Annotated in this window: 21 protein-coding genes; 15 read left to right on the top strand and 6 right to left on the bottom strand. The window is 68.5% G+C overall.

Translation table 11 applies throughout. From position 1 onward, the window contains the following. Positions 1-217: 217 nt before the first annotated feature. Positions 218-415: a twin-arginine translocase TatA/TatE family subunit gene (locus ACFU0Y_RS07095; protein ID WP_380213762.1), complete on the bottom strand. Its 198-nt coding sequence runs from the start codon at positions 413-415 to the stop codon at positions 218-220. Positions 416-499: 84 nt separating this feature from the next. Then, positions 500-1,369: a BTAD domain-containing putative transcriptional regulator gene (locus ACFU0Y_RS07100; protein ID WP_380213763.1), complete on the bottom strand. Its 870-nt coding sequence runs from the start codon at positions 1,367-1,369 to the stop codon at positions 500-502. Positions 1,370-1,736: 367 nt separating this feature from the next. Here ACFU0Y_RS07100 and ACFU0Y_RS07105 point away from each other — a divergent pair, with 367 nt between their 5' ends. Next, a complete protein-coding gene (locus tag ACFU0Y_RS07105; protein WP_380213764.1) occupies positions 1,737-1,952 on the top strand; it encodes a hypothetical protein in 216 nt (71 codons plus the stop codon). A gap of 143 nt (positions 1,953-2,095) precedes the next feature. Here the strand turns inward: ACFU0Y_RS07105 and ACFU0Y_RS07110 are convergent, their stop codons facing one another. Beyond that, the gene (locus ACFU0Y_RS07110) at positions 2,096-3,292 is read right to left on the bottom strand and encodes a PP2C family protein-serine/threonine phosphatase (RefSeq protein ID WP_380213765.1); all 1,197 of its coding nucleotides are present in this window, start codon (positions 3,290-3,292) and stop codon (positions 2,096-2,098) included. Between the two features lie 156 nt (positions 3,293-3,448). Between ACFU0Y_RS07110 and ACFU0Y_RS07115 the strand changes: the two genes are divergently transcribed. The 6 genes from ACFU0Y_RS07115 to ACFU0Y_RS07140 all read left to right on the top strand — a co-directional run bounded on the left by ACFU0Y_RS07115 (position 3,449) and on the right by ACFU0Y_RS07140 (position 10,626). Then, on the top strand, positions 3,449-3,859 hold the full coding sequence (locus tag ACFU0Y_RS07115; RefSeq protein ID WP_380213766.1) for a VOC family protein: 411 nt from the start codon (positions 3,449-3,451) through the stop codon (positions 3,857-3,859). Positions 3,860-4,010: 151 nt separating this feature from the next. Next, entirely contained in the window at positions 4,011-4,388 is a 378-nt protein-coding gene (locus ACFU0Y_RS07120; protein ID WP_380213767.1) for a hypothetical protein, read from the top strand. A gap of 474 nt (positions 4,389-4,862) precedes the next feature. Further along, positions 4,863-6,254: a hemolysin family protein gene (locus tag ACFU0Y_RS07125; protein WP_380213768.1), complete on the top strand. Its 1,392-nt coding sequence runs from the start codon at positions 4,863-4,865 to the stop codon at positions 6,252-6,254. Then, a complete protein-coding gene (locus tag ACFU0Y_RS07130) occupies positions 6,251-7,282 on the top strand; it encodes a CNNM domain-containing protein (protein WP_380213769.1) in 1,032 nt (343 codons plus the stop codon). The genes ACFU0Y_RS07125 and ACFU0Y_RS07130 overlap by 4 nt, the downstream gene beginning before the upstream one ends. Before the next feature lie 282 nt (positions 7,283-7,564). Next, positions 7,565-8,905 (top strand): hemolysin family protein, encoded by a 1,341-nt coding sequence (locus ACFU0Y_RS07135; RefSeq protein WP_380213770.1) that lies wholly within the window; start codon positions 7,565-7,567, stop codon positions 8,903-8,905. 389 nt (positions 8,906-9,294) lie between these two features. Further along, positions 9,295-10,626, top strand: a complete 1,332-nt coding sequence (locus tag ACFU0Y_RS07140; protein WP_380213771.1) for a TerC family protein — start codon at positions 9,295-9,297, stop codon at positions 10,624-10,626. A 459-nt stretch (positions 10,627-11,085) separates the two neighbouring features. Here the strand turns inward: ACFU0Y_RS07140 and ACFU0Y_RS07145 are convergent, their stop codons facing one another. The 3 genes from ACFU0Y_RS07145 to ACFU0Y_RS07155 form a co-directional block, all read right to left on the bottom strand. Continuing rightward, a complete protein-coding gene (locus ACFU0Y_RS07145; RefSeq protein ID WP_380213772.1) occupies positions 11,086-11,991 on the bottom strand; it encodes a universal stress protein in 906 nt (301 codons plus the stop codon). 677 nt (positions 11,992-12,668) lie between these two features. Next, positions 12,669-14,162 (bottom strand): potassium/proton antiporter, encoded by a 1,494-nt coding sequence (locus ACFU0Y_RS07150; protein ID WP_380213773.1) that lies wholly within the window; start codon positions 14,160-14,162, stop codon positions 12,669-12,671. A 475-nt stretch (positions 14,163-14,637) separates the two neighbouring features. Beyond that, complete coding sequence (locus tag ACFU0Y_RS07155; RefSeq protein WP_380213774.1) at positions 14,638-15,534, bottom strand: LysR family transcriptional regulator; 897 nt, start codon at positions 15,532-15,534, stop codon at positions 14,638-14,640. A gap of 372 nt (positions 15,535-15,906) precedes the next feature. Here ACFU0Y_RS07155 and ACFU0Y_RS07160 point away from each other — a divergent pair, with 372 nt between their 5' ends. From ACFU0Y_RS07160 to ACFU0Y_RS07195, 8 genes are all read left to right on the top strand, one after another. Further along, positions 15,907-17,313 carry an NAD-dependent succinate-semialdehyde dehydrogenase gene (locus ACFU0Y_RS07160; RefSeq protein WP_380213775.1) on the top strand — a complete coding sequence of 469 codons (1,407 nt, stop codon included), beginning with the start codon at positions 15,907-15,909 and terminating at the stop codon, positions 17,311-17,313. Further along, complete coding sequence (gene pcaC / locus ACFU0Y_RS07165) at positions 17,310-17,702, top strand: 4-carboxymuconolactone decarboxylase (protein WP_380213776.1); 393 nt, start codon at positions 17,310-17,312, stop codon at positions 17,700-17,702. Before ACFU0Y_RS07160 ends, pcaC begins: the two co-directional genes overlap by 4 nt. Further along, a complete protein-coding gene (locus tag ACFU0Y_RS07170) occupies positions 17,699-18,607 on the top strand; it encodes an NAD(P)-dependent oxidoreductase (RefSeq protein WP_380213777.1) in 909 nt (302 codons plus the stop codon). Before pcaC ends, ACFU0Y_RS07170 begins: the two co-directional genes overlap by 4 nt. Continuing rightward, entirely contained in the window at positions 18,600-18,974 is a 375-nt protein-coding gene (locus ACFU0Y_RS07175) for a hypothetical protein (protein WP_380213778.1), read from the top strand. The genes ACFU0Y_RS07170 and ACFU0Y_RS07175 overlap by 8 nt, the downstream gene beginning before the upstream one ends. A gap of 3 nt (positions 18,975-18,977) precedes the next feature. Further along, on the top strand, positions 18,978-19,892 hold the full coding sequence (locus ACFU0Y_RS07180; RefSeq protein WP_380213779.1) for an alpha/beta fold hydrolase: 915 nt from the start codon (positions 18,978-18,980) through the stop codon (positions 19,890-19,892). A 173-nt stretch (positions 19,893-20,065) separates the two neighbouring features. Further along, complete coding sequence (locus tag ACFU0Y_RS07185; RefSeq protein WP_380213780.1) at positions 20,066-21,436, top strand: MFS transporter; 1,371 nt, start codon at positions 20,066-20,068, stop codon at positions 21,434-21,436. A 165-nt stretch (positions 21,437-21,601) separates the two neighbouring features. After that, positions 21,602-22,699, top strand: a complete 1,098-nt coding sequence (locus ACFU0Y_RS07190) for a zinc-binding dehydrogenase (RefSeq protein WP_380213781.1) — start codon at positions 21,602-21,604, stop codon at positions 22,697-22,699. A 68-nt stretch (positions 22,700-22,767) separates the two neighbouring features. Further along, on the top strand, positions 22,768-24,099 hold the full coding sequence (locus tag ACFU0Y_RS07195) for an MFS transporter (RefSeq protein WP_380213782.1): 1,332 nt from the start codon (positions 22,768-22,770) through the stop codon (positions 24,097-24,099). Positions 24,100-24,145 lie beyond the last annotated feature (46 nt).

Consider the following 24,145-nt stretch of genomic DNA (forward strand, 5'->3'; position numbering starts at 1 on the left):
CCCTCACCATCCGGTGAGGGCGCCCCGGTTCTGGAACCGGGTGCTCAGCCTCCGTGGTCACATCCTCGAGCCTCCCGGCTACCACCCCTTCCGCGGGCCAGGGTGGGACGCGGCAGTGCCGCTACCGATCAATGTCGCTTCACCCCCGAAGTGCCCTCCTGCCCCACTGGACCTGACCGTGCTCCCGGTGGCGCGCCCGAGGGTGAGCACCTCACGCCTACCACCTCTCGGTGCCGGACCGGGTGGGGCTGTCGGTCGGCAGGTCCCGCTTCGGCTCCTGGACCTCGGCGCGGAAGATCCGCAGCGACTGGCCGAGACTGCGGGCCATGCCCGGCAGTCTCGGGGCCCCGAACAGCACCACGATCACCAACAGGAGGATCAGCAGCATCATCGGGTTGTCGACCAAACGACCCATCAGGGAGTCCTTTCATCACGTTGGCGGAACTGGTGAACTGGCCACGGCGCCCACCGGACAGACGAACCTTTGGGGGCTCCCGTCTCAGGAGGCGAGGCTGAGGGTGCGTCCGAGGAAGGCCTCAAGCACCGTGGCCGCCTCCTGGCGGGCTCGCGGGTCCAGGACCTCGGGCATCCGATCGACCGCGGGTGCCGAGTCGTGGAAATGCCCGTGCAGCACCAGCAGCGCCGAGACGGCCTGGGCCAGTTCATCGTCTTGGCCGGCGGTGGCCTGCAGCAACCGCCGGTGCGCGCCGCGCAGTGCCACCCCCGGGGCGCAGCCCAGCTCCCGGTCCAACAGCCGGCGGCACCGGTCGTAGGCCTGCAACCCCTCCACCGCCCGGCCGGTGGCCTCCAGCCCGAGCACCAGCACCGTCCAAGCCCGCTCCTCCAGCGGCTCCTGCGCCAGCACGGCCCGGGCGTGAGCGAGTGCTTCCGGGGTCCGCCCCAGCTGGAGTGCCGCTTCGGCGGCCAGCAGGCGCGCCTGTCGCACCCGGGTGGCGTGCACATCGTGCTGGGAGTGGGCCCATTCACAGCCCAGTTCGTTCTCCAGCAACGGTGCCGAAGCGATGCCCAGGGCTTCGCCCAGCAGCCGGTAGGCCTCGTGCGGAGGCGCGCTCCGAGCCGCACCCAGCAGACGGTCGAAGCGGTGCAGGTCCACTTCGACCAGGGAAGCGTCCATGAGGTAGCCCCCGTTGGTGGTCTTCAACGGCCCAGTCCGGGGCTGGCCGGGCTGGAGGTGGCGGCGCAGGACGCTGACATAGCTCTCCAGGGTCCCCATCGCACCGGGCGGGGCCGTCTCCCCCCACAGCAGCTCCAGCAACCGGTGCTTGGACACCGGTACCCCCGGGGCCAGCAGCAGGATCTCCAGGACCTGACGCTGACGCGGCCCGCCCAGCTCCTTGGCCGTCAGCATGTGCTCCCCCCGGCGCACTTCCAACGATCCCAAGACCCGCACCGACAACCGCTGGACCGCCCCGGTGCCACTCGACCGGCTTGCGCATGCATCACCAAACATCTGATCCCCCCAGATACATCAGGTTTCTCATGGTGAACGCATGTGATCTGGTGATCTACCCGCACTTGTGGGGATCCCTGCCCCGCACCTGCGGACACCGCCGCCGCTGCGGAGCCGTCCTCCGGGCGTGCGTCCGCAACCGGTCACAAAGCGCAGGCACCTCCTTGCACAGGATTACTCACTCGTATGTCGGAGGTGGTCAAGCAGTCGGCCACCCCGCTTCACCCTGAGGCCCGCCGTGGCCTCGTCATGGAGGGGCCACCCCGTGCTCGAGGAGCCCATCGCCGGGCAGGCCCGGCTGCTGCGCCGCACCATCACCGAGGCGGACATCGCCGTCGGCCAACTCTGGTGGCGCTACGTCAGCCTCGGCGGTCACGCCGATCAGCTCGAGGTCGACGCCTACTTGCACCAGGCACGGGACCTGCCCCGGCACCAGCGGCAGCTGCTCGACCACGCCGCCCGGGAACTCAGCCCCGACTAACCTCAGAACCCCTCACCCCGATGGTCCATCACACATCTGGGTGCACGCCCGAGTAGGACGCCTCGGCGTCGGTCCTTCAGCATGAGGCCTGGGGCGGGGCGCCTGGCGGTGGCGCGTGCCGCGTGCCGCGTGCAGGGCTGGCTTCAGTCCCGGTGCACCGGGTTGCAGCGGCGCAGGGCCAGGGCCGTGGCGTCGTCCTCGAGCCCGTGGGCCAGGGCGTAGGCGGTGAGGCGGGCGACCAGCTCCTGGGCGGTGGCACTGGTCCGGGCAACCTCACCGGCCTTGGCCACCGCGGTAGGGATGTCGGGGAAGTAGTCGAGGAACCCGTCCGAGACCACCAGCAGGGTCTCCCCTGGCGCCAGGGTCTCGGAGTGGGCGTCCCAAGTGGTGCCCGACACGGCTCCCAGCGGCGGCCCGGAGGAGAGGAGCCGGCGGTGCTCGCCATGCGGGTCGAAGATCACGGCCAGCCCGTGCCCGGCGTCGACGTAGGTCACCGCCCCGGTGGCCGGGTGCAGACGGGCGGAGAGGACGGTGACGAAGGTGGCGGTGTCGGCCAGCATCTTCTCCGCCGCCGCCCCGACCCGATTGATCGTCTCCTGCGGGTCGTTGTACCGGGACGCCCCGTGCAGCACCGCACGCACCGAGGCGGCCACCAGAGCCGCCGGGATGCCCTTGCCCATCACATCGGCCACGTGCAGCTGGAGATCCTCCCCCAGCAGGTACCAGTCGTAGAAGTCCCCACCCAGGTCCCGGGCCGGGGTGCACCGAGCGGCCAGTTGATAGCCGGGCAACCGGGGAGCGGTGGCCGGCATGAGCGCCTGCTGGATCTGCCCGGCCCGGTCGATCTCGTGCTGGGCCGCCAGCTCCCGCTCCACCCACCCGGCCATCTCCGCCAGGATCCGCCGCTCCCGGGCGTCCAGCTCCCGCGGGGCCGGGTCGGTCAGGCACAGCGTGCCCACCCGCTCCCCGCCCGGGGCCCGCAGCGGGTGCCCGGCGTAGAAACGGATGTGCGGGTCCCCCACCACGAACGGGTTGGCCGCAAACCGCGGCTCGACGGTGGCATCTTCTATCACCAACGCCTCGGGACGCTGGATCGTGTACGTGCAGAACGACTCGGCGCGATCGCAGTTGCCCGCCCCGTCCAAGCCGACCTCGGCCTTGGTCCACTGCCGGTCGGCGTCGAGGAGGTTCACCGCGGCGGCCTTCACCCCGAAGATCTCCTGCGCCAGGCGCACCACCCGGTCGTAGCGCTCCTCCCGCGGAGTGTCCAGCACATGGAGGGCATGCAGAGCCTCCACCCTGGAGGCATCCGTGGTGTCCATGACATCGGGGGAATTCATGCAGATTACTGTATCCGCCTGGCGCCGACAGCGCCCCTACTGCGACCCTTACAGCACCTCGGCTGCCTCTAACCGGCCATATGTCAAGCGGATAGGGACTAGAGGAATCCCTCAGCAAACCCGGGCGGTCACTACATCCCATCTAGGGTGGCCCGTATGAGACCTGTGACCGTCGTCGTTTCCTTGCCCGTCGCGGATGCCGAGAGGTCGCTGCGCTTCTACCGCGACGGTCTTCAGCTGGCCGCTCCCGAGATCGACGAGGGCATGCTGGCGTTCGAACTGCCGAACCTGTCGCTGTTTTTGATCGAGCGGTCCGAGTACGCGAAGTACATCGAGCACGCCGGGGTCGGTCCGGTCACCTCCGCGCCGGGGGCGTGCATCATCTCGTGCGCGATCGCCAGCACGGCGGAGGTGGACAACATCCTGACGCGTGCCCAGGCTGCGGGGGGTTCGATCCCGGGGCCGGCCGAGGACCATGACGGTTCGTACATGGGTTACTTCAGCGACCCCGACGGCCACGTCTGGGAGCTGGTCGTCAACGCCCGCACCGAGGCCGCTGCGGGCTAGGGTCAGGAGTTGCCGCACCGACAGCTGACATCAGAGGGTGCGGCAGTCCCCTCGTAGAGGTCGACGCGATCGCGATCCGTTGCACCAGCTCGTCGCGTTCCGTGGTGAATTGATCCCGCTGTTGTCGGGTCCGGACGAAAGGAACCCCTCCATGACCGCCCTTACTCTCATCGTTGGAGCAGTGCTCACACTGGCCGGGATCGCCGGCTACGCGCTTTCGGGCGCTGCCAGCCTCACCGCACTCATCCCCAGTGCCATTGGTGTGCTCCTGCTGATCTGCGGGTTCCTGGCAAGGAATCCGAAAATGCACCGGCACGCGATCCACGCGGGCCTGCTGATCGCCCTGCTGGGCGTGCTCGGATCCTTGCGGAACGTGGCGGGGATCGGCGAGGTGTTCGCCGGAACCGCTGAACGTCCCGCGGCTGTCATCTTGAGCACCGTCATGCTCGTGGTGCTTGCGCTCTACCTCGCCCTCGGCATCGGCTCCTTCGTCCAGGCCCGGCGCCGGAAGGCCGCACCAGGCCGGTAGCTCGCACCCGGGTGGACCGGCGGATCAATGATCGGCCGTCTCTTGTTTGTGTCGACGACAGGTGACAACTGACCACGTGGCGGCAGACGGATGCACTGCGGGCCTACAGGTCACCCGGTCCGCACACCCCGCCGACCCACGACTTCTTCGTCGTACAGCGCGCCATCGATCGTCGGCTGTACTGGACACAGTGCGCGGTGGCGCAGGGACGGCGGGAGCGGTCCGGTGTTCCTGCGAACCTGTGTGTCAGCTCAGAGTTCGGTGCGGGGACACTGTCCGGGCGCGGGTGGGGAAATAGACTGTGGGACGCATCAGAATCCCCGATCAATGGAGTGTGTGAACCACCGCTATGGGCCCATCGTCTGCCAGACCCGGGTCGTCCGACGACCCGGGCGACAGTTGTTCTTTCCTCGCTACAACTGACCCCCGCCGCAGGCTTTCGCCCGGCTCCCCCGCCCTGGGGGTGAGCCCCCGATGATCGCAGCAGCCCTCACCCTGCTCCTGGGCATCCTCGTGATCTTGGTGATCATCGCCGCCAACGGGTACTTCGTGGCCCAGGAGTTCGCCTACATGTCGGTGGACCGCACCCGCCTGGGCGCGCGTGCCGCAGCCGGGGACAAGGCCGCCCAGCGGGCGCTGAAGGTCACCCGCCGCACCTCCTTCATGCTCTCCGGGGCCCAGCTGGGCATCACCGTCACTGGTCTGCTCATCGGCTACGTGGCCGAACCCCTGGTGGGTGAGTCCCTGGGCGTGCTGCTGGGCAGCACGGGCATTTCCGCGGCGTTGAGCATCTCGGTGGGCACGGTGGTCGCCCTGGTCGTGGCCGCCGTCGTGCAGATGATCTTCGGGGAGCTGTACCCGAAGAACCTCGCGATCGCCAACGCCGAGCCCATGGCCCGCGCCCTGGCGCGTTCCACCACGATCTACCTGGCGCTGTTCGGCTGGTTGATCACGGTCTTCGACCACGCCGCCAATGCCCTGCTGCGCCTGGTGCGCGTGGAGCCGGTGCACGATGTGGACACGACCGCGACCGTGGAGGACCTCGGGCGCATCGTCGCCGACTCCCGTGCCAGCGGGGACCTGCCCGAGGAACTGTCGATGCTCATCGACCGCATCATCGACTTCCCCGACCAGGACGTCGAGCACGCCATGATCCCCCACTCCCAGGTCGGGGCCGTCTCCCCGGACACCACCGTGGGTGAGTTGCGCGCCCTGATGGCCGCCGGGCACACCCGCTACCCGGTGATCTCCGAGACCGAGGAACCCCTCGGCGTCGTGCAGCTCACCGATCTGCTGGGCAGCAGCGCGCCTGAGGACGCCACGGTGGCCACCATCATGGCGCCCCCGCTGGTACTGCCCACGCTCATGTCCTTGCCCGACGCCCTGGCCCAGCTCACGGCCTCGCGCAATCAGCTGGCCTGCGTGATCGACGAGTACGGCGGCTTCGCCGGGGTCCTGACGCTGGAGGACCTGGCCGAGGAGCTGGTCGGGGAGATCACCGACGAGCACGACGAGGAACCCCCGGCGCTCATCACGCCCGAGAAGGACGACACCTGGCGGATGGACGGGGACATCCACGTCGACGAGGTTCAACGCGCCGTCGGCCACGAACTGCCCGAGGGTGACTACGAGACCATCTCCGGGATGCTCATCGCCCACCGCGGTGAGCTGCCGGCCGCCGGGGATGTGGTGCGCATCGAGCTGCCCGACGACCCCCGCGATCTTGTCCTGGAGGAGCCTGTGCACCGGGTGCTCGACGTCGAAGTGCTGGAACTGTCCCGGCACGTGCCCAGCGAGCTGCTCGTGAGCCTGGTGGAAACCACCGCCGAGACCACCACCGACACCGCCCGGGAGGAGGACCGATGAGTGATCCGCTGATTGTCACCGCCGTGACCGTGCTGCTGATCGTGCTCAGCGCGTTCTTCGTCATCATCGAGTTCGCCCTGCTGGGGGCCCGGCGCCACCGGCTCGAGGCCGAGGCCGCGACCAACCGCTCCGCCCGGGCTGCGCTGCGCGGGATTAACGAGCTGACCATCATGCTCGCCGGTGCGCAGCTGGGCATCACCGCCTGCACGTTCGCCCTGGGTGCGGTCACCAAGCCGGCCGTGGACGCGTGGCTGAATCCCGTGTTCGCCTCCTGGGGTGCGCCCGAGGGGCTGGCCGACGGCTCCGCCTTCGCCCTCTCCCTGCTGTTCGTGACGTTCCTGCACCTGGTCGTGGGTGAGATGGCGCCGAAGTCCTGGGCGATCGCCTACCCGGAGACCTCGGCCAAGCTGATCGGTGTGCCCTCGCGCGGCTTCATCTGGGTGGTGCGTCCGCTGCTGGTGTGGGTCAACGCGATCGCCAACCGGCTGGTCGCCGCCAGCGGCGTCACGCCGGTGAACCGGGCGGCCGTCGGGGGCCAGGACGCCGACACGATCCGGCACCTCGTGGAGCACTCCGCCTCCGTCGGTGCGCTCGACTCCTCCTTCCGCACCCAGGTCTCCGGGGTCCTGGAGCTGGAGAACCTCACGGTCGAGGCGCTGATCGCACCGGGCGGAACACCGACCACGGTGCCGGCCGGCGCCACCGCCGCTCACGTGCAGGAGACCGCCACCCGGACCGGGCACCTGCGCATCCTCGTGGAGGACCCCGACGGCGCCGCCCCCGGCGTGGTCCACGTGCGCGACACGCTGCTGGAGCCCCCGGAGCGGCCCGTCCGCGACCTGGCCCGCCCGGTGTTCGTCCTGGAGGCCGACACCCCGGTCTACGAGGCCCTGGCCCGGATCCGGGCCGCCGGGGAGCAGCTCGCGGCCGTGAAGCACGACGGCCGGTTCATCGGGGTGATCACCCTCTCCGACGTCCTGCGGCGGGTGCTGCCCATGGAACTCACCCCGGCGGCCCAGCCGGGCTGACCCAGGGCTTGGACCTGCTGCGGCGCGGTCCCCGGTGCGGTGCTCACGACCGCCCCGGGGACCGCGCCGTTGCCCCGGCACCGGGCGAATAAACCGGGTGGCGCCCCTGGTCGTCGATGACGCTCTGGTGCCCCCGTCCCGGCCAGTGTCAGCGTCAGTGTCAGTGTCAGTGACCGGGATGGTCATGACCGGCAAGACGACAGATGACCTGCTCACCCCATGCCGCCCGGGCAGGACCCGGAGCAGTGGGGCTTCTCCGATCTCGATGACTGAAGGACCCTGATGGACAGCGACACATTGATCAATCTCGGGCTCGTGCTGGCCTTCGTGGTGATCGGAGGTGTCTTCGCCGGCACCGAAATGGCGATCGTGACTCTGCGCGAGAGCCAGATCAAGAAGATCGAGCGCTCCGGAGGCCAGGGCGCGCGCACCGCAGCCCTGGTTCGGAACCCCAATCTGTTTCTGTCCGCGGTGCAGATCGGGGTGACGGTGGCCGGGTTCTTCTCCTCGGCCTACGGTGCGGCCACCCTCGCCCCGGACATCGCCCCGCTGATCGAACAAGCCGGACTCTCCGAGCCCGCCGCCCAGACCGCCGCACTGATCGGGATGACCCTGGTGATCGCCTACCTGTCCCTGGTCTTCGGGGAGCTGGTGCCCAAGCGCCTGGCCATGCAGCGCTCGGTGGGCTTCACCCGGATCCTGGCCCCGCCGCTGAACATCTTCGCGAAGCTGATGCGCCCGGTGATCTGGTTGCTCTCGGTCTCCACCAACGCCGTCGTGCGACTGCTCGGCGGAGACCCTCACGCGGTCACCGAGGAGGTCTCCGCCGAGGAGATCCGGGAGATGGTCGTGGACACCCGCGGCATCGGGCCGGTGTCCCGGTCGATACTCACCGACGTTTTTGAGGCCGGGGACCGGCGTCTGGCCGAAGTGATGCGCCCCCGGCCCGACGTGCACTTCCTCGACGGCACCCTGCCGGCCACGGCCGCCTACCGGCGCGCTCTGTCCCTGCCGCACTCCCGCTACCCGGTCACCGGAGACGACATCGACGACGTGCTCGGTTTCGTGCACATCCGCGACCTCGTGGTCGTCGACGCCGACGGGGACGGGGTGATCGAGTCCCCGCCGCGCACCCTGGCCGAGATCATGCGCCCGATCCCGTACCTGCCCGAAACCAACTCCGTGCTGCGCACCCTGCAGTTCATGCGCCAGGGCGGCCACCACATCGGGTTGGTCGTCGACGAGTACGGCGGCACCGCCGGCATCGTGACCCTGGAGGACCTGGTGGAGGAGCTGGTGGGCGAGATCTACGACGAGTTCGACACCGGGGCGCGCGAGCACGAGGACACCGTGCTGCGTTCCGGTGAGGCCGTGCTCGTCGACGGCGGACTCATCATCCAGGAGGTCCCCGAGGAAACCGGCCTGACCATCCCGGAGGGCCACTACGAGACCGTCGGCGGGTTCATCATGGAGCAGCTGGGCCGGGTGGCACGCACCGGCGACGTCGTGGAGATCGACGACTACCGGCTGGAAGTCATCGGCACCGACCGCAACCGGGTGGAGCGGGTGCGCATCATCCGCCTGCCGCAGGCAGAGACCACCGTCACCGACCCAGCCGGCTGAGCCCCGGTGTCCCCGGGCCCCTACCCCCAGGGGCCCGGGCTCCAGGCCGGACTCCGGTAGGCAGGCCACCCCGGCCCGGACCCGGCAGGTGTCTCTCCGGCGCCGGTGGCCGGTGGTCGCCTCCGAGGTGATGGCTACGCCCCCCTCCCCGCTGATGGGACCATCCCGCCGCCGATGTGTCCCGGATTACCCGGGGCGGCGCAGGCTCTCGTATACACTGGGGAACGCCTTAGGGGAGTATCCCTCAGCGCTGTGGACGTCAGTACGTCGGGTGCCACAACCCGGCCGGACGCAGCGGTCGAGCTCGGCGCGGTAGACCCCACGGGTCGCGGCGCAGCTGCGGAGAGACTTACGGCGGTCCCGTCTCCGACCCCGAAAGCACACCTCCTATGGATGTCTCCACCACCGTGTGGGCCGTGACGATCATCGCGATCGTCGGCCTGCTCCTGTTCGACTACGTCTTCCACGTCCGCAAAGCGCACGAGCCCCAGCTCAAGGAAGCCGCGATCTGGTCGGCGATCTACGTCGGCCTCGCCCTGGTCTTCGGCCTGTTCGTCCTCGTCCAGTGGGGTGGCCAGTACGCCGGGGAATACTACGCCGGCTACATCACGGAGAAGGCCCTGTCGGTCGACAACCTCTTCGTCTTCCTCATCATCATGGCCTCCTTCAAGGTCCCCCGGGCGGACCAGCAGAAGGTCCTGCTCTTCGGTATCACCTTCGCCCTGATCGCCCGCACCGCCCTGATCTTCGTGGGCGCGGGGCTGATCAACCAGTTCGCCTGGGTCTTCTACGCCTTCGGCCTGATCCTGCTGCTCACCGCCGGCTCCCTGATCAAGGGCGAGCTCTCCGGCTCGGCGCACGATGAGGCGGACAACTTCGTGGTGCGTCTGGCCAAGCGCTTCATCCCCACCACCGACCACTACGACGGCGACAAGCTCTTCACCATCCACAACGGCAAGCGGGCGATGACCCCGATGCTGCTGGTCATGGTCGCCATCGGCGGCACCGACGTCCTCTTCGCCCTGGACTCGATCCCGGCGATCTTCGGCCTAACCCAGGAGACCTATCTGGTGTTCACGGCCGTGGCGTTCTCGCTGATGGGTCTGCGCCAGCTGTACTTCCTCATCGACGGGCTGCTGGACCGGCTGATCTACCTCTCCTGGGGCCTGGCGATCATCCTCGGCTTCATCGGCATCAAGCTCGTCATCCACGCCCTGCACGAGAACAACCTGGGCTTCATCAACAACGGGCAGCACGTCGACGTCGTGGAGATCAGCATCGGGCTGTCCCTGTCCGTGATCATCGGCGTGCTGGTGATCACCGTCCTGGCCTCCCTGTTCAGCCCAAAGGGGAGGGCCGTGCGCATCATCAGCTCCCTGCAGGCCGTCGCCGAGCAGTACGTGTCCCTGCCCCAGGACGCGTCCCCGGAGGAGCGTCGCCGGCTGGCCGCCAAGGCCGCCCGCTACCAGGAGCAGATGGGCTCCATCTCCCCCCGGTACCGGGAGGAGCTCATCGAGTCCGAGAAGCACTTCCACGAGCTGCTGGACCGCGTCCACGGCACGCACCGCGAGTACGAGCGCACCGGGGTAGGCCCAGGCCCGGAGTCCCTGCCCACCCACCAAGCCGAGGCCGGGTCCGTGGAGGGGACGCGGGCCGACACCCACGCCTCCGCCGCCACCCCGGACACCCGGCGCGGCAGCGACGGCAACAACACCCTCTGAGCCCGCCCACAAGGAAGGGACCGCCCATCTGGACGGTCCCTTCTTCATGCGCCACCGGGCCCCGCTCCAATGGCCCCTAACCAAAGCTCCCCGCATCCAGTGTCGCCGTGGTGGCCCACACTGCAACGCGGTCCGCCTCTAATCCGCCATATGTAAAGCGGTTCGCCCGCTTCTGCGCGGGTCCGGTGTCCGCGGATGCGGGGTGGCGAGTTCGGTGCCGTTGTCGCCGCCGGCAGTGGGACCGTTCGGTAGACGGAGTCGGGTCCGACGGCTCGCATTGGCGCTGCCGACCGATGTACGTGACCGGATCAATGAGATCACCACGTAGGCGATCGATGATGTGCCGCTGCCGCACCCCCATAGGCAATTGAGTCCCCGGAGAGCATGTCGTAGCGACGTAGAGGCTTGACGATCGCTTGGGGTCAAGATGCTGGCGTTCCGAGACAGGTTTTCGATGCCTTAGAACGGAGGCCCGCTACCCTTGCCGGTCGCGATGACCATCACAGGGCTCTCGCCCTCGTTGAGCACCGCCTGCGACACGGAACCCATGAGCAGTCCCCGGAACCCGCCGTAGCCGCGGCTGCCCACCACCACGAGTTCGGCCGATCGGCCGGCCTTCACGAGCTGCTCCCGGGGAACCCCGAAGAGCACGAACGTTTCGACCGGCAGCTCCGGGTACCGGGACCGTATCGCTCCGGCCACGTAATCGACCATGGCCTGGGCCGGGTCCAGGAGCTGCTCGCGGATCGCCCGGTCCAAGTCCACCGATCCCGTTGATGTGGTCGTGGCTTCCGGGACCACGGTCAGCAGAGTCAGGCCCCGGCCGTGCCGCTGCGCGTACCGTGCCGCGGCCGCGATCGCGGGATTGTCCGCCCCGAGCCGGTCCACGCCCACCACCACACGACGGGCGAAAGGATGGGCGTCGGCGCGCGAGGCCTGCGTATCAGACCTCCACCGACCGGGCAGCACCACCACCGGACACTTGGCGTGGGCCGCCGCGGCGGCCGAGACGGACCCCATCCGCCCGCGCATCCCGTGCCGGCCTCGCTTGCCCAGCACTAGTGCCGAGGCCGTCTCCGAGCGCTCGATCAGCACCTGAGCGGCGTCGCCGCGCTCCACGACACCTACCGCATTAGTTCCGTGTTCCTGCGCGCGCGCCACGGCCCGGTCCGCGAATTTGCGCGCCTCCTCCTCCATCGCTTCCAGGAAGGACCCGTAAATACTCGGGTTGGCAGCCGCGGGACTCCCGACGGATACCACGACCCGCAGCTGGGCCGACAGCGCCGCTGCTTCCGGGATGGCCCAGTCCAGGGCGCGGTCGCTGTTCTCGGACCCGTCGTAGCCGACGACGATGTGCTCCGTCATGATCAAGGCTCTCCGTTCCTACGGGCCGTGCGGACCGTGGCGGTGGTCCCTACCGTAGCGAGCGGCACTTTCCGGCGTCTTGTCACAATGAGGCTCAGCACGGCATATTTCACCCGAGAACCCGCATCCGCACCACTGGCCGTCTCCGTCCTCGGTGTCGGCCTGAACTCATCGGCGAATTGTCGACGACGGGCGAACACTGAGCAGGTGCGACCATGACGAGAAAGCACCTCGTCGCTACTGCTCAATTCCCGACCGCCGTTGACACAAACTCAGTCAGGAAAGGCATGGAAGCTCCCCCGCCTGACGCGCACGATCAGCGGAGTAGGGGTGGTCATCATCGCCCTCACCATCGTGATGGGCATGTATCTGCTGGTCACCGAGAGGAACTGTTTCGTCCTCACCATGGGCCTCTGGGCAGCGGTGTCGACCAGAGTGATCATTTGAGACCATCGGCGCGGTGTTGAAGACGACCCTAAGGACGTTTTCTAGCCCGGGCCGGCCTGGGGCTCCGGCGGGCACCGCGCCTCACGAGCCACGAACCGGTGATCGGCCGATCCCGATCCGGAAACCGAAGCCCGCGCACCCGCGTTCTCAGTGGCACCACGGAAAACCCTGTGAGGCTTACCGGGCTCATCGGCCACCGGACCCCGGTGGTTGCGCCGCACCCCACCCCCCTAGACTTGCTCGGGCTCTGACTCCTTGGGGGCCACAGTGGTGAAGTACCGCTCGACCGCGTCCTCCTGCTCACCGGGGGCGAGCACGAGCAGCTCGTCGTGGCGGCGCAGCACGGTGGCCTCCTCCGGCGCGAACGACTTCTCACCGCGCATCACCAGGGCGATCACGGTGTCCGCGGGCAGGTCCAGGGACCGCAGCGGAACCCCGGTCAGCCAGGACTCTCCGGTGAGGGTGACCTTGAACAGATCCGCGCGCTGCTCGTCCATCGGGGCCGGTTCGACCTCCACCGCCGTGCAAGCACCGGCCTCCACCAGCCCGAGCCGCCGGGCCACCCACGGCAGGGACGGCGCCTGCAGTGCGGTGTAGACGACCACGAACACCAGCACCACATCGAAGAGCTCGTCGGCGTCCTCCATCTGCGCGGCCATGGGCACGGTCGCCAGGATGATGGGCACCGCCCCGCGCAACCCGGCCCAGGACAGGAAGGCCTGCTCACGCCAGGGCACCCGGAACCACACCGCGCACAGGCCCACCGCGACCGGGCGCACCACGAAGGTGAGGAACAGCCCGGCGACCACACCGGTGGCCACGGTGTCCCAGGTGATTCTGCTCGGGCTCGCCAGCAGACCGAGCATCACGAACAGCCCGATCTGGGCGATCCACCCGGTGCCCTCGGCGAAGGCCTGGGTGGCGTGCCGGTGCGGCAGGCGGCCGTTGCCCAGCACCATCGCGCAGAGGTAGACCGCCGCGAAGCCCGAGACGCTGATCTGGGTGGCGACCCCGTAGGCGAGCACCGACCAGGCCAGGGCGGCCAGCGGGTACAGCCCGGCCGCCGGCAACGCGAAGCGGCGCAGAATGAACACCCCGAGGAATCCGAACAGCACCCCCAGGGCGATGCCCCCGACGAGCTGGGCCACGACCATCGCGGCCACCCCGGCCACCCCGCCGGCCGGGGGCGCACCGACGGCCAGGGCGGTGGCCGCGGTGACGATCAGCACCGTCGGGGCGTCGTTGAGTCCCGACTCCCCCTCGAGGGCAGCCCGGAGGCGTCCCGGCAGGGGGATCCCGCGCAGCACCGAGAACACCGCCGCCGCGTCCGTGCCGGCGTTCACCGCCCCGAACAGCAGCGCGAGAATGAGCGGCAGCCCCAGGGCGTAGTGCCCGATGACCGTCATCAGCCCGATGGTCACGACCACCCCGACCGTGGCCAGCACCGTGGCCAGTCCGATCGAGGGGCGGACGTCTTCCCACTTGGTGGTCAGCCCGCCCTCGGCCAGGATCAGCACCAGCGCCGCGTACCCCAAGCCCTGGGCGATCGTGGCGTCGTCGAACTCGAAGCCGAACCCCGACTCCCCCAACACCATCCCGAAGAGCAGGAACAGCAGCAGGGCCGGCAGGCCCAGCCGCGACCCCACACGCACACCACCGATGGCGACCACGGTCACGAGCGGGGCGATGAGCATGACGAAGTTGATGGCATCCACACCACTCATCTTTTCATTCCCCGCTTGCGCCCCCCTTCGTCACCCTAGGATCGAAGGGTCAACCCGATCCTGACGCCGCGGTCGCTGTGTGAACCTTCAGTCACCCCGCAAGCGTTCACGAGACTTCATCCCTCGGGCACCCCATGGCCCGAACACGGCGCGAGGCCGCCCGTACCGAAAGCGAACCCCTAACGCGAGAACGTCTGTGAGTTGTCGGCCTCTAACCGGGCCATATGTAAAGCGGAAGGGACGGAGCCGTCCTTGCACCCACCCGCCCAGAGGCCCACCAGCAATCGTTCGGTCGGTCCTGGGACCGTGGTTACCGTCTTGGACTCAGGGTGCTGGAGGCCCGTCAGAAGGCCGCTACTGCGACACACGAACCGTGAAACCTGGACGAGCCGGCGTGAGCTGATGATCCCATTCAGGCACCTCAACGGGCGCACGTTGCCTGACAGGTTAGGCCGGGCCGGTCGTGGCGATGGGGTTATCCGACCGCTGCTGGCTGCAGTTCGGCCACGTGTGCCAGGTGTTCCTTGGTCTGGCGCACGAAGGCCCTCAGATTGGCCGAGCGGGCGTCGCGTCGCCAGGTGAGCCAGGTTTCCACTCGCCCCAACTCGCCTTCGATGGGGTGGCAGGTGACGCGGTTGCCGCCGGGCAGGGTCTCGTAGAGGCTGCGAGGCATCATGCAGATCCCGGCCCCGGCGGCCACGCACGCGAGCATGCTGTAGTAGGAGGAGATCTCCACGACCCGGCCCGGGTTGATGGTGCCCTGTTCCATCCACTCCTCGAACCGTTGGCGGTAGGAGCACACGGTGCCGAAGACGAAGGCCGTGGGGTTGGATGCCCGGAATCCCTCATCGATGGCTTCCACCGACTCGGGGGTGAGGATGACCAGCTCCTCGGTGAAGGCGTGCAGGCCGGTGAGCACCGGTGAGGCCGGTACGCCGTCGGTGAAGACGGCGTTGACCTGTCCGCTGAGCAGGTGGTCGAAGAGCATCCCGGAGGCCCCGGCTGCCAGCTCGAGGTCCACCGCGGGGTAGTTGAGGTGGAACTCCGCCAGCAGCGAGGGGATCCGCACCGCCGAGGTGCTCTCCAAGGCCCCGATGCGGAACCGCCCGCGGGGTTGCTCCCCGGTGGCCAGGGACTTGGCTTCCCCGGCGATGTCGATCAGCCGGCGGGCGTATTCCAGGAACGCCTCCCCTTCTGCGGAGAGAGTGACCTGCCGCTTGTCGCGCAGCAGCAGGTCCATGCCCAGTTCCTTCTCCAGGAGCCGGATGCGGGTGGACACGTTCGAGGGGGCTCGCAGCATCTTCTCGGCGGCGGCGGTGATCCCGCCATGCTCGGCCACGGCCACGAACATCTCCAGTTGGGCGAACTCCATCGTTCTCTTTTCCAGAAGCTTAGGTTCCGAAACTGCTTGTTCACAGCAGGGTGACACCCCTCTAGCCTTTTATCAAGAGGTCGTTAGCACAGACCGAGACAGTTGGAAACCGATGGGGCCGAGAGATCGACCACACGGGACAGTCATCTTCCTCACAGCGATCCAGGGGTCCGATCCAGCGCCGCGCCACCTCAGGGGCGCAGACGGGGGTGAGGACCCCACCCTCGCCGGCTCGGGCCGACCGAGCGGACAGGATTCCTCCGTCCGTCGGCTGCCCCACCGGGTGGACGCTTCCCACTCACTGTCTCGGTGAGCCGGTGTGGCCCACCTCCCGTACTTCCCCAGCCTCGGCCCCCGGAAAGGACCGTAATTGTGACTGTTCAAGCATCTGCGACGGCGACGTCGCGCAACCCCGCCACCGGAGAGGTGATCGAGACCTACCCCTTCGTCGGCGCCGAGGACCTGGACACGGTCCTGCACCGGGTGCAGGCAGGGTTCGGGCAGTGGAGCCAGACCAACCCCGAGACCCGGTGCGAGGTGCTGGCCCGGATGGCCGGGCTGATGCGCCGCGATGCCGAGCAGCTGGCCGCGCTGATCACCGCCGAGATGGGCAAGCCCATCACCCAGTCGAGGGCGGAGGTGGAGAAGGCGGCCCGGGTGATGTCCTGGTACGCCGAGAACGGGGCGGAGATCCTCGCCGACACCCCCACCCAGATCGGGCCCGAGGCCCACGTGTCATACCTGCCCCTGGGCCCGGTGCTGGCGGTGGAGCCGTGGAACTTCCCCGTCTGGCAGGTGATGCGCGGGGGGATCACGATCCTGCTGGGCGGCAACGCCTACGTCCTCAAGCCCGCCCCCAACGTGGTCGGCTGCGGTGTGGCGATCGAGGCCCTGTGGGTGGAGGCCGGGCTGCCGGAGGGAGCCTTCAGCGTCCTCAACGCCGACAACGAGGTGGTGTCGGCGGCTATTGCGGACCCGAGGATCGCGGCGGTGACGGTCACCGGCAGTGTGGGGGCCGGTGCGGCGATCGCCTCCCAGGCCGGGCGGGTGGTCAAGCGCAGCGTGCTGGAGCTGGGCGGGTCGGACGCCTTCATCGTCCTGGCCGACGCGGACCTGGAGGAAGCGGTGGACGCGGCGATCCAGGGCCGGTTCCAGAACAGCGGCCAGATCTGCATCGCCGCCAAGCGCATCATCCTCCACCACGAGATCGCCAAAGAGTTCACCGAGGCGTTCGTGGCCAAGGTCAAGAACTTGACGGTGGGGGACCCCACCGAGGAGGACACCTACATCGGGCCCATCGCCCGCGACGACATCCGCCAGGAGATCCACGCCCAGGTCCAACGCACCCTGGCCGAGGGCGCCCAGCTGCTGGCCGGCGGGGAACTCATCGACGGGCCGGGCAACTACTACCAGCCCACCGTCCTGGCCGGGGTCACACCCTCGATGACGGCCTTCCGTGAGGAGATCTTCGGCCCCGTCGCCTCCCTGATCCTCGCCGAGGACCTGGAGGATGCGATCGCCAAGGCCAACGACTCCCAGTTCGGGCTCTCCGCCAGCCTGTGGACCGCCGACGCGAACCTGGCCTCGACGGTGGCCCGGCGCCTGCAGGTGGGTGGGGTGTTCATCAACGGCATCGCCGTCTCCGACCCGCGGATCCCCATCGGCGGGGTGAAGAACAGCGGCTACGGCCGGGAACTGTCCCACTTCGGGGTCCACGAGTTCACCAACATCCAAGCCGTCTGGAACCGCGGCGGCACCGACGAAGGAGTAGCAGATTGAATCAGGAACTGTTCGAGAAGGGTCTGGCCACCCGCCGCGAGGTCCTCGGCGACGCCTACGTCCAGCGCAGCCTCGACGGGGCTGACGAGTTCTCGATGCCGATGCAGGAGCTGGTCACCCAGTACTGCTGGGGTGATGTGTGGAACCGCCCAGGCCTGGAGCGGGCTCAGCGCAGCCTGATCAACCTGGCCATGATCTCCGCCCTGAACCGCCCGCACGAACTCAAGGTCCACGTGCGCGGAGCGATCCGCAACGGGGTGACCAAGGAGCAGATCCAGGAGGTCTTCCTCCAGGTCGCCATCTACTGCGGGGCCCCGGCCGCACTGGAGAGCTTCCGGCTGGCCCGGGAGGTCTTCACCGAGATGGACGCCGAGGAGGCCCAGGCATGACCACCATCGGATTCATCGGCCTGGGCAACATGGGTTTCCCCATGGCCGGGCGCCTGGCCGAGGCCGGGCACACGCTGATCGTCCAGGACCTGAGCACCGAGGCGGTGGAGAAGTTCCTCACCACCCACCCCACCGCCGCGGCGGCGCAGAAGGCCGGGTGGCAGAACGCGGATGTGATCATCACGATGCTGCCGACCTCCGCGATCGTCGAGGCCGTCCTGCTCAAGGGCCGGGTCGTGGCCGGGGCCTCGTTGAACACCCTGTTCATCGACATGTCCTCGGCCGAGCCCACCCGCTCCCAGCAGCTGGGCGCTGTCCTGGAGGAGAAGGGGATGCGCTACGTCGACGCCCCGGTCTCCGGAGGTGTGCGCGGGGCGGTCAACGGGCAGCTGGCCATCATGGCCGGCGGCTCCAGCGCTGACGTGCACGAGGCGAAGCGTTTGTTCGAGGTGATGGGCAAGTCCACCATCCACGTCGGGGCCCCCGGGTCCGGGCACGCGGCCAAGGCCCTGAACAACCTCGTCTCGGCGGCCTCGGTGGCCGTGACCGTCGAAGCCCTGCACATCGGGGAACGCTTCGGGATCGACCCGCAGACCCTCACCGAGGTGCTCAACGCCTCCTCCGGGCGCAGCAACACCTCCGAGAACAAGGTCTCCCAGTTCATGCTCTCGGGCTCCTACGGCTCCGGGTTCCCCATCGGGCTGATGACCAAGGACGTCAACATCGCCCTGGCCCTGGCCGAGGAACTCGGGGTGGAGGCCCAACTGAGCCACCACTGCGCCGATCTGTGGCGCAAAACCGTCGAGGAGGGCTTCGGCCCGGAGGACCACACCAAGATGTACGCCCTCCTCGACCGCCCCACTTCCGCTGTTTCGACCACTGAAGAAAGGCAAGCTCATGCGTGACTTCGCCGACGTGCTCCACCACGCCACCGAGGACTTCGAGTTCTCCCGGGAGATGCGCTACTACACCGGCAAACTCCACGTGACCATCGGGGACCAGGCCTGGCTGGCCGTCTACGACGACGGCCGCCTCCTGTCGGTGGCCGTCGCCGACATCGACCCCCAGGACGCCGCCATCGCCATCTTCGGCACCCGGCAGCAGTGGGAGGAGATGACCGCCGAGCACCCCCGGCCCTTCTTCCAGTCCCTGCAGTCCTCCTCGATCAAGCACGGGGTGCAGCTGAGCAACACCGACCAGTTCTACGCCTATCTGCCGGCCCTGAACCGGCTGATGCAGATCTTCCGCCAGCTCAACGTCCAAGGAGCGTAAGTCATGGCCAAGCACGAGCCGATCACCGGCCACTACGTCTACCTCACCGTCGAGGACATCGAGTACCGGGTCTACTACGAGGAGGCCGGCCAGGGAATCCCCCTGATCGTGGGACACACCGCCGGCTCCGACGGGCGCCAGTACCGGCACCTGCTCAACGACCCGGAGGTCACCGACCGCTACCGCGTCATCGCCTTCGACCTGCCCTTCCACGGCAAGTCCCTGCCCCCGCACGGGGAGAAGTGGTGGGAGCAGGAGTACCAGATGACCAAGACCCGCATGATCGCCTTCCCCAACGCCCTGACCGAGGCCCTGGAGCTGGACAGCCCGGTCTACATGGGCAGCTCCATGGGCGGGCACCTGGCCATCGACCTGGCCTCCAAGCACGCCGACCGCTACCGGGCGACCATCGCCGTGGAAGGCGCCCTGCGCTCGGCCGCGGAATACGTCCACGTCGGGATGGCCGGGATCCGCCGGGAGTACGACAACCCGAAGGTTTCGCGCACCTCCACCGGGGCGGCGATGATGCTCAACATCTCCCCGTACAGCCCCGAGGCGAACGTGCGCGAGATCCAGTGGGAGTACCAGTGCGGTGGACCCGGGGTGTTCGCCGGGGACCTCTACTACTACTACTACGACCACCACGTCACCCCGGAGGAGGCCCGGGCCATCGACACCAGCCAGTGCATGCTCTACCTGCTCACCGGTGAGTACGACCCCAACACCTCCCCGGCCGAGACCCAGGAGCTGGCCGACCTGGTGCCCGGGTGCAAGTTCTGGGCGATGCCCAAGCTGGGCCACTTCCCGGTGACGGAGAACTACGAGGAGTTCCGCCAGTATCTGCTGCCGATCCTGCAGGAGATCATCGACAATTCCGATCTGCCGGCGCTGGAGGAAGCCGGCAGCACCCCTCAGTAGTCGCAGGCCCCGGCGGCTGGCCGCCCGCCTGACCAACCGGCCACCCTCTCACTTCTGTCGGGACGCGTGAAGCACGCGGCCCTGACTCAGCACACCCTCGTACCACTCACAGGCATCGCGTCACGGGCACCGAGTGCTTCCCTGACGTCCCGTCACCACCATGGAGGTGGATCATGTCGATCCAAAACGAAGCCGATTGGCGGCCTGCGCCCGTCACCAACCGGCAGATCAAGTTCGCCACCGTGCTGGCCTTCTTCGCCTGGGCCTTCGCCGTCTACGACTTCATCCTTTTCGGCACCCTGCTCCCGGAGATCGGCAGGGATCTCGGCCTGGACACTGCGGAGCAAGCCGAACTGATCACCTGGATGGCCATCGGCGCGGTGCTGCTAGGCCTGCTCGCCGGCCCGGTCGTGGACAAGTTCGGTCGCAAGGCCGGGATGGCCTTCACCACCGCCGGGGCCGGCATCGCCTCAGCGCTGACCGCCCTGGCCGCCGTCGTCCCGATCTGGGGACTCGTGGCCATCCGGTCCCTGAGCGGGCTGGGTCTGTCCGAGCAAGGCGTCAACGGCGCCTACCTGAGCGAGCTCTACGGGGCCTCCGATGATCCGCGGATCAAGAAGCGCCAGGGCTTCATCTACTCCCTGGTCCAGGGCGGGTGGCCGGTCGGGGCGATCCTGGCCGCGGCCCTGACCGCGATCATGCTCCCGATCATCGGCTGGGCCGGGTGCTTCGTCTTCGCCGCGATCCCCTCTCTGATCGTCGCGGCCCTGGCCAGCAAACTGCGCGAGTCCCCGCAGTTCCAGTCCGTGCAGAAGCTGCGACGGCTCCAGGACCAGGGCGCCCACCAGGAAGCCGAGCAGCTCTCGGCTTCCCTGGGCATCGAGGAGCACGAGACCCGCAGCACCCTGGCCGACATCTTCCGCGGCCGCAGCCTGCGCACCACCCTCTCTCTGTCCATGGGACACATCCTGAACTACTTCTCCGTGCAGGTCTTCAGCGTCCTGGGCACCACCGTGCTGGTCAACGTGCACAACGTGTCCTTCACGAACTCGCTGGCCATCCTGCTGATGTCCAACCTCATCGCCTACCTCGGGTACCTCACCCATGGGTTCCTGGGCGACCGGTTCGGGCGGCGCAACGTCATCGCCTTCGGCTGGGTCACCGGCGGGATTGTGTTCACCGCGATGATCTACGGGCCCAGCGACTTCTGGACCGTCGTGGCGCTCTACAGCCTCGGCACCTTCTTCCTCATCGGCCCCTACTCCTGCGTCCTGTTCTTCGTCGGGGAGTCCTTTGAGACCCGCATTCGCGGCCGCGGCGCTGCCTTCGTCGCCGCCGTCGGCCCGATCGGGGCGATCTTCTCCTCCGCCCTGGCCACCACGGTCCTGGCCAACGACGGCACCTGGGCCACCGCCGCCTTCCTCTTCGGCGCCATCCCCTGCATGCTCTCCGGCATCGCGGTCCTGTTCTCCCGCAAGCACCCGCACGTCGTGGACCCCGTCCACGCCAGTGCCGCGGAGGTCGAGACCGAGCTGGCCGACTGACGGCCACCGGATCCGGCAGGACATCTTCGACCCCGCCGTCGGCTCTGCCCACCTGTGAAGGGCAGAGCCGACGGCGGACTCACACCACCACCCCGGCACCACCCCACATCGGCTTCTCACGGCCTCAGAGCCGCCACCATTCCACCAACCTGGGAGAAACCAATCATGGACACCTCAATCCACAGCGGCCGCTTGGCCTTCATGGCCGAACCCCGCGTGCTCGACTTCGCCGAGTACCCCGTCCCGGAGCCGGAGCCCAACGGGCTGGTCATGGAGATCACCCGGGCCAACGTCTGCGGATCCGAGCTGCACATCTGGAACGGCCGCCACCCGGTGAAGAAGCGCGGCGGACTGGGCCACGAAATGGTCGGCCGGGTCGCCTCCCTGGGGGCCGGCAAGACCACCGACAGCCGCGGCGACGCCCTGAGCGTGGGCGACCGGGTGGTGTGCACCTACTTCCAGACCTGCGAACAGTGCCGCCGCTGCGCCGACGGGCAGCGCAACCTCTGCGACAACGCCTACCAGTTCTTCGGCCGACAGCCCGAGGAATACCCCCACTTCCACGCCGCCTTCGCCACCCACTACGTCGTCCACCCCCGCCAGCACGTCTACAAGGTCCCCGACGTCATCCCCGACTCCGTGGCTGCCAGCGCCAACTGCGCCCTGTCCCAGGTCATGTTCGGGCTGGACTCCGTCGGGCTGCAGTACGGGGAGACCGTGCTCATCCAGGGCGCCGGCGGCCTGGGGCTCAACGCCGCCGCGCTGGCCAAGGCACGCGGCGCCCACGTCATAGTCATCGACGCAGTGGCCTCCCGGCTGGAGCAGGCCAAGCGTTTCGGTGCCTACGACGTCGTGGACCTCACCGAGATCCCCGACCTCGAGGACCGCGTGGCCCACATCCAGGAGCTGGCCGGTGGGCAGGGACCCGATGTGGCCGTGGAAGTCACCGGGGTCCCGGCCGCCTTCAGCGAAGGCCTCCAGCAGCTGCGCCGCGGCGGACGCTACCTGGTGATGGGCAACCTCTCCCCCGGCGCCACGGTGCCCTTCGACCCCGGCTACGTCACCCGCAAAGCCCTGACCATCAAGCACGTCGACCGCTACGACGGCCGCTACCTCGCCAAGGCCCTGGACTTCCTGGCCCGCAACCTCGACACCTACCCCTTCGAGGACCTCGTCGACGCCGAGTTCAGCCTCGACGACCTCGGGACGGCCCTGGAGAAGTCCCTGGCGCGCGAGGTCACCCGCGCCGCCATCGTTCTCTGACCCCACAGCGACCAGGCCACTTGCCACCGCCGGCCGCGCCGCCCAGCGGCGTTGAAAGGAATACCACCGTGACCACCAAAACCGCCCCACCCAGTCCTGCCCTGACCCCCGAGCAGCTGCGCCAGCGCAGCGTGTTCTCGGGCACCATCGGCGCCATCGTCGAGTGGTACGAGTACACCGTCTACGGCACCGCCGCCGCCCTGGTCTTCGGCAGCCTTTTCTTCCCCAGCGAGAACGAGGCCGTCTCCCAGATCGCCGCCCTGGCCAGCTTCGGGGTCGGCTTCCTCGCCCGACCCCTCGGGGCCTTCATCGCCGGACACCTCGGGGACCGGATCGGACGCAAGGCCACCCTGCTGATCACCTTCACCATCATGAGCCTGGCCACCGCCGGCATCGGCCTGCTGCCCACCTACCAGCAGGTCGGGCTCATGGCCCCGATCCTGCTGTGCGTGCTGCGGCTGGCTCAGGGCTTCGCCGTCGGCGGCGAATGGGGCGGAGCCGCCATCATCGCCGTGGAGAACGCCCCCAAGGGACGGCGCGGATTCTACGGTTCCTGGCCGCAAATCGGTGTGTCTTGCGGGCTGCTGCTCGGCACCGCCGCCGTGTGGCTGGCCCAGATCATCTCCGGAGACCAGTTCGACACCTGGGGATGGCGCCTGCCCTTCCTGGTGAGCATCGTCCTGGCCGCCGTGGGCCTCTACATCCGGATGCGCGCCGTGGAGAGCCCGGCCTTCCTGGAGGCCAAGAAGGAGGCCGAGGAGCACCAGCTCGAGGAGGTCGCCCCGATCCCGGTGGTCTTCAAGCACCACAAGAAGTCGCTGCTGATCGCGATGTTCTCCCGCTTCGCCGAGGCCGGGAACTACTACCTCTTCACCGTCTTCATGCTCTCCTACGTGGCCTCCACCCTGGACCTGCCCTCCAGCTACGGGCTCACCGCCGTGATGATCGGCTCAGCCCTGAACATCATCATGATCCCGATCTTCGGACGCATCTCCGACACCATCGGGCGGAAGAACACCTTCTTCTTCGGCGCAACCGTCATCGCCATCTCCGCCTGGCCGATCTTCGCCCTCATCGACACCGGCAACCCCTGGGCCATCATCCTCGGCGTGGCCATCTTCCTCACCTTCGGCCACCCGGCCGTGTACTCGGTGCTGCCGGCCTTCTACTGCGAGCTGTTCCCCACCAAGGTCCGCTACACCGGCATCTCGGTCGGCTACCAGCTCGCCGCCATCCTCCTGGCCGGCTTCACCCCCGTGATCGCACAAGCCCTCGTCGCCTGGTCCGGCGGCTACTGGCCCCTCGTCGTCGTGGTCGTCGTGACCGCTACGATCGCCGCCATCGCCGTGGCCGCCTCGAAGGAGACCAAGGACGTCGACCTCAACGCCGTCGAAGGCTAACCAGGTCACTCACGAACCGTAGGACTGAGGCGGGCCTCCCATTGGG

Source organism: Kocuria sp. NPDC057446 (genome assembly GCF_042802875.1).
Classification (GTDB): Bacteria; Actinomycetota; Actinomycetes; order Actinomycetales; family Micrococcaceae; genus Kocuria.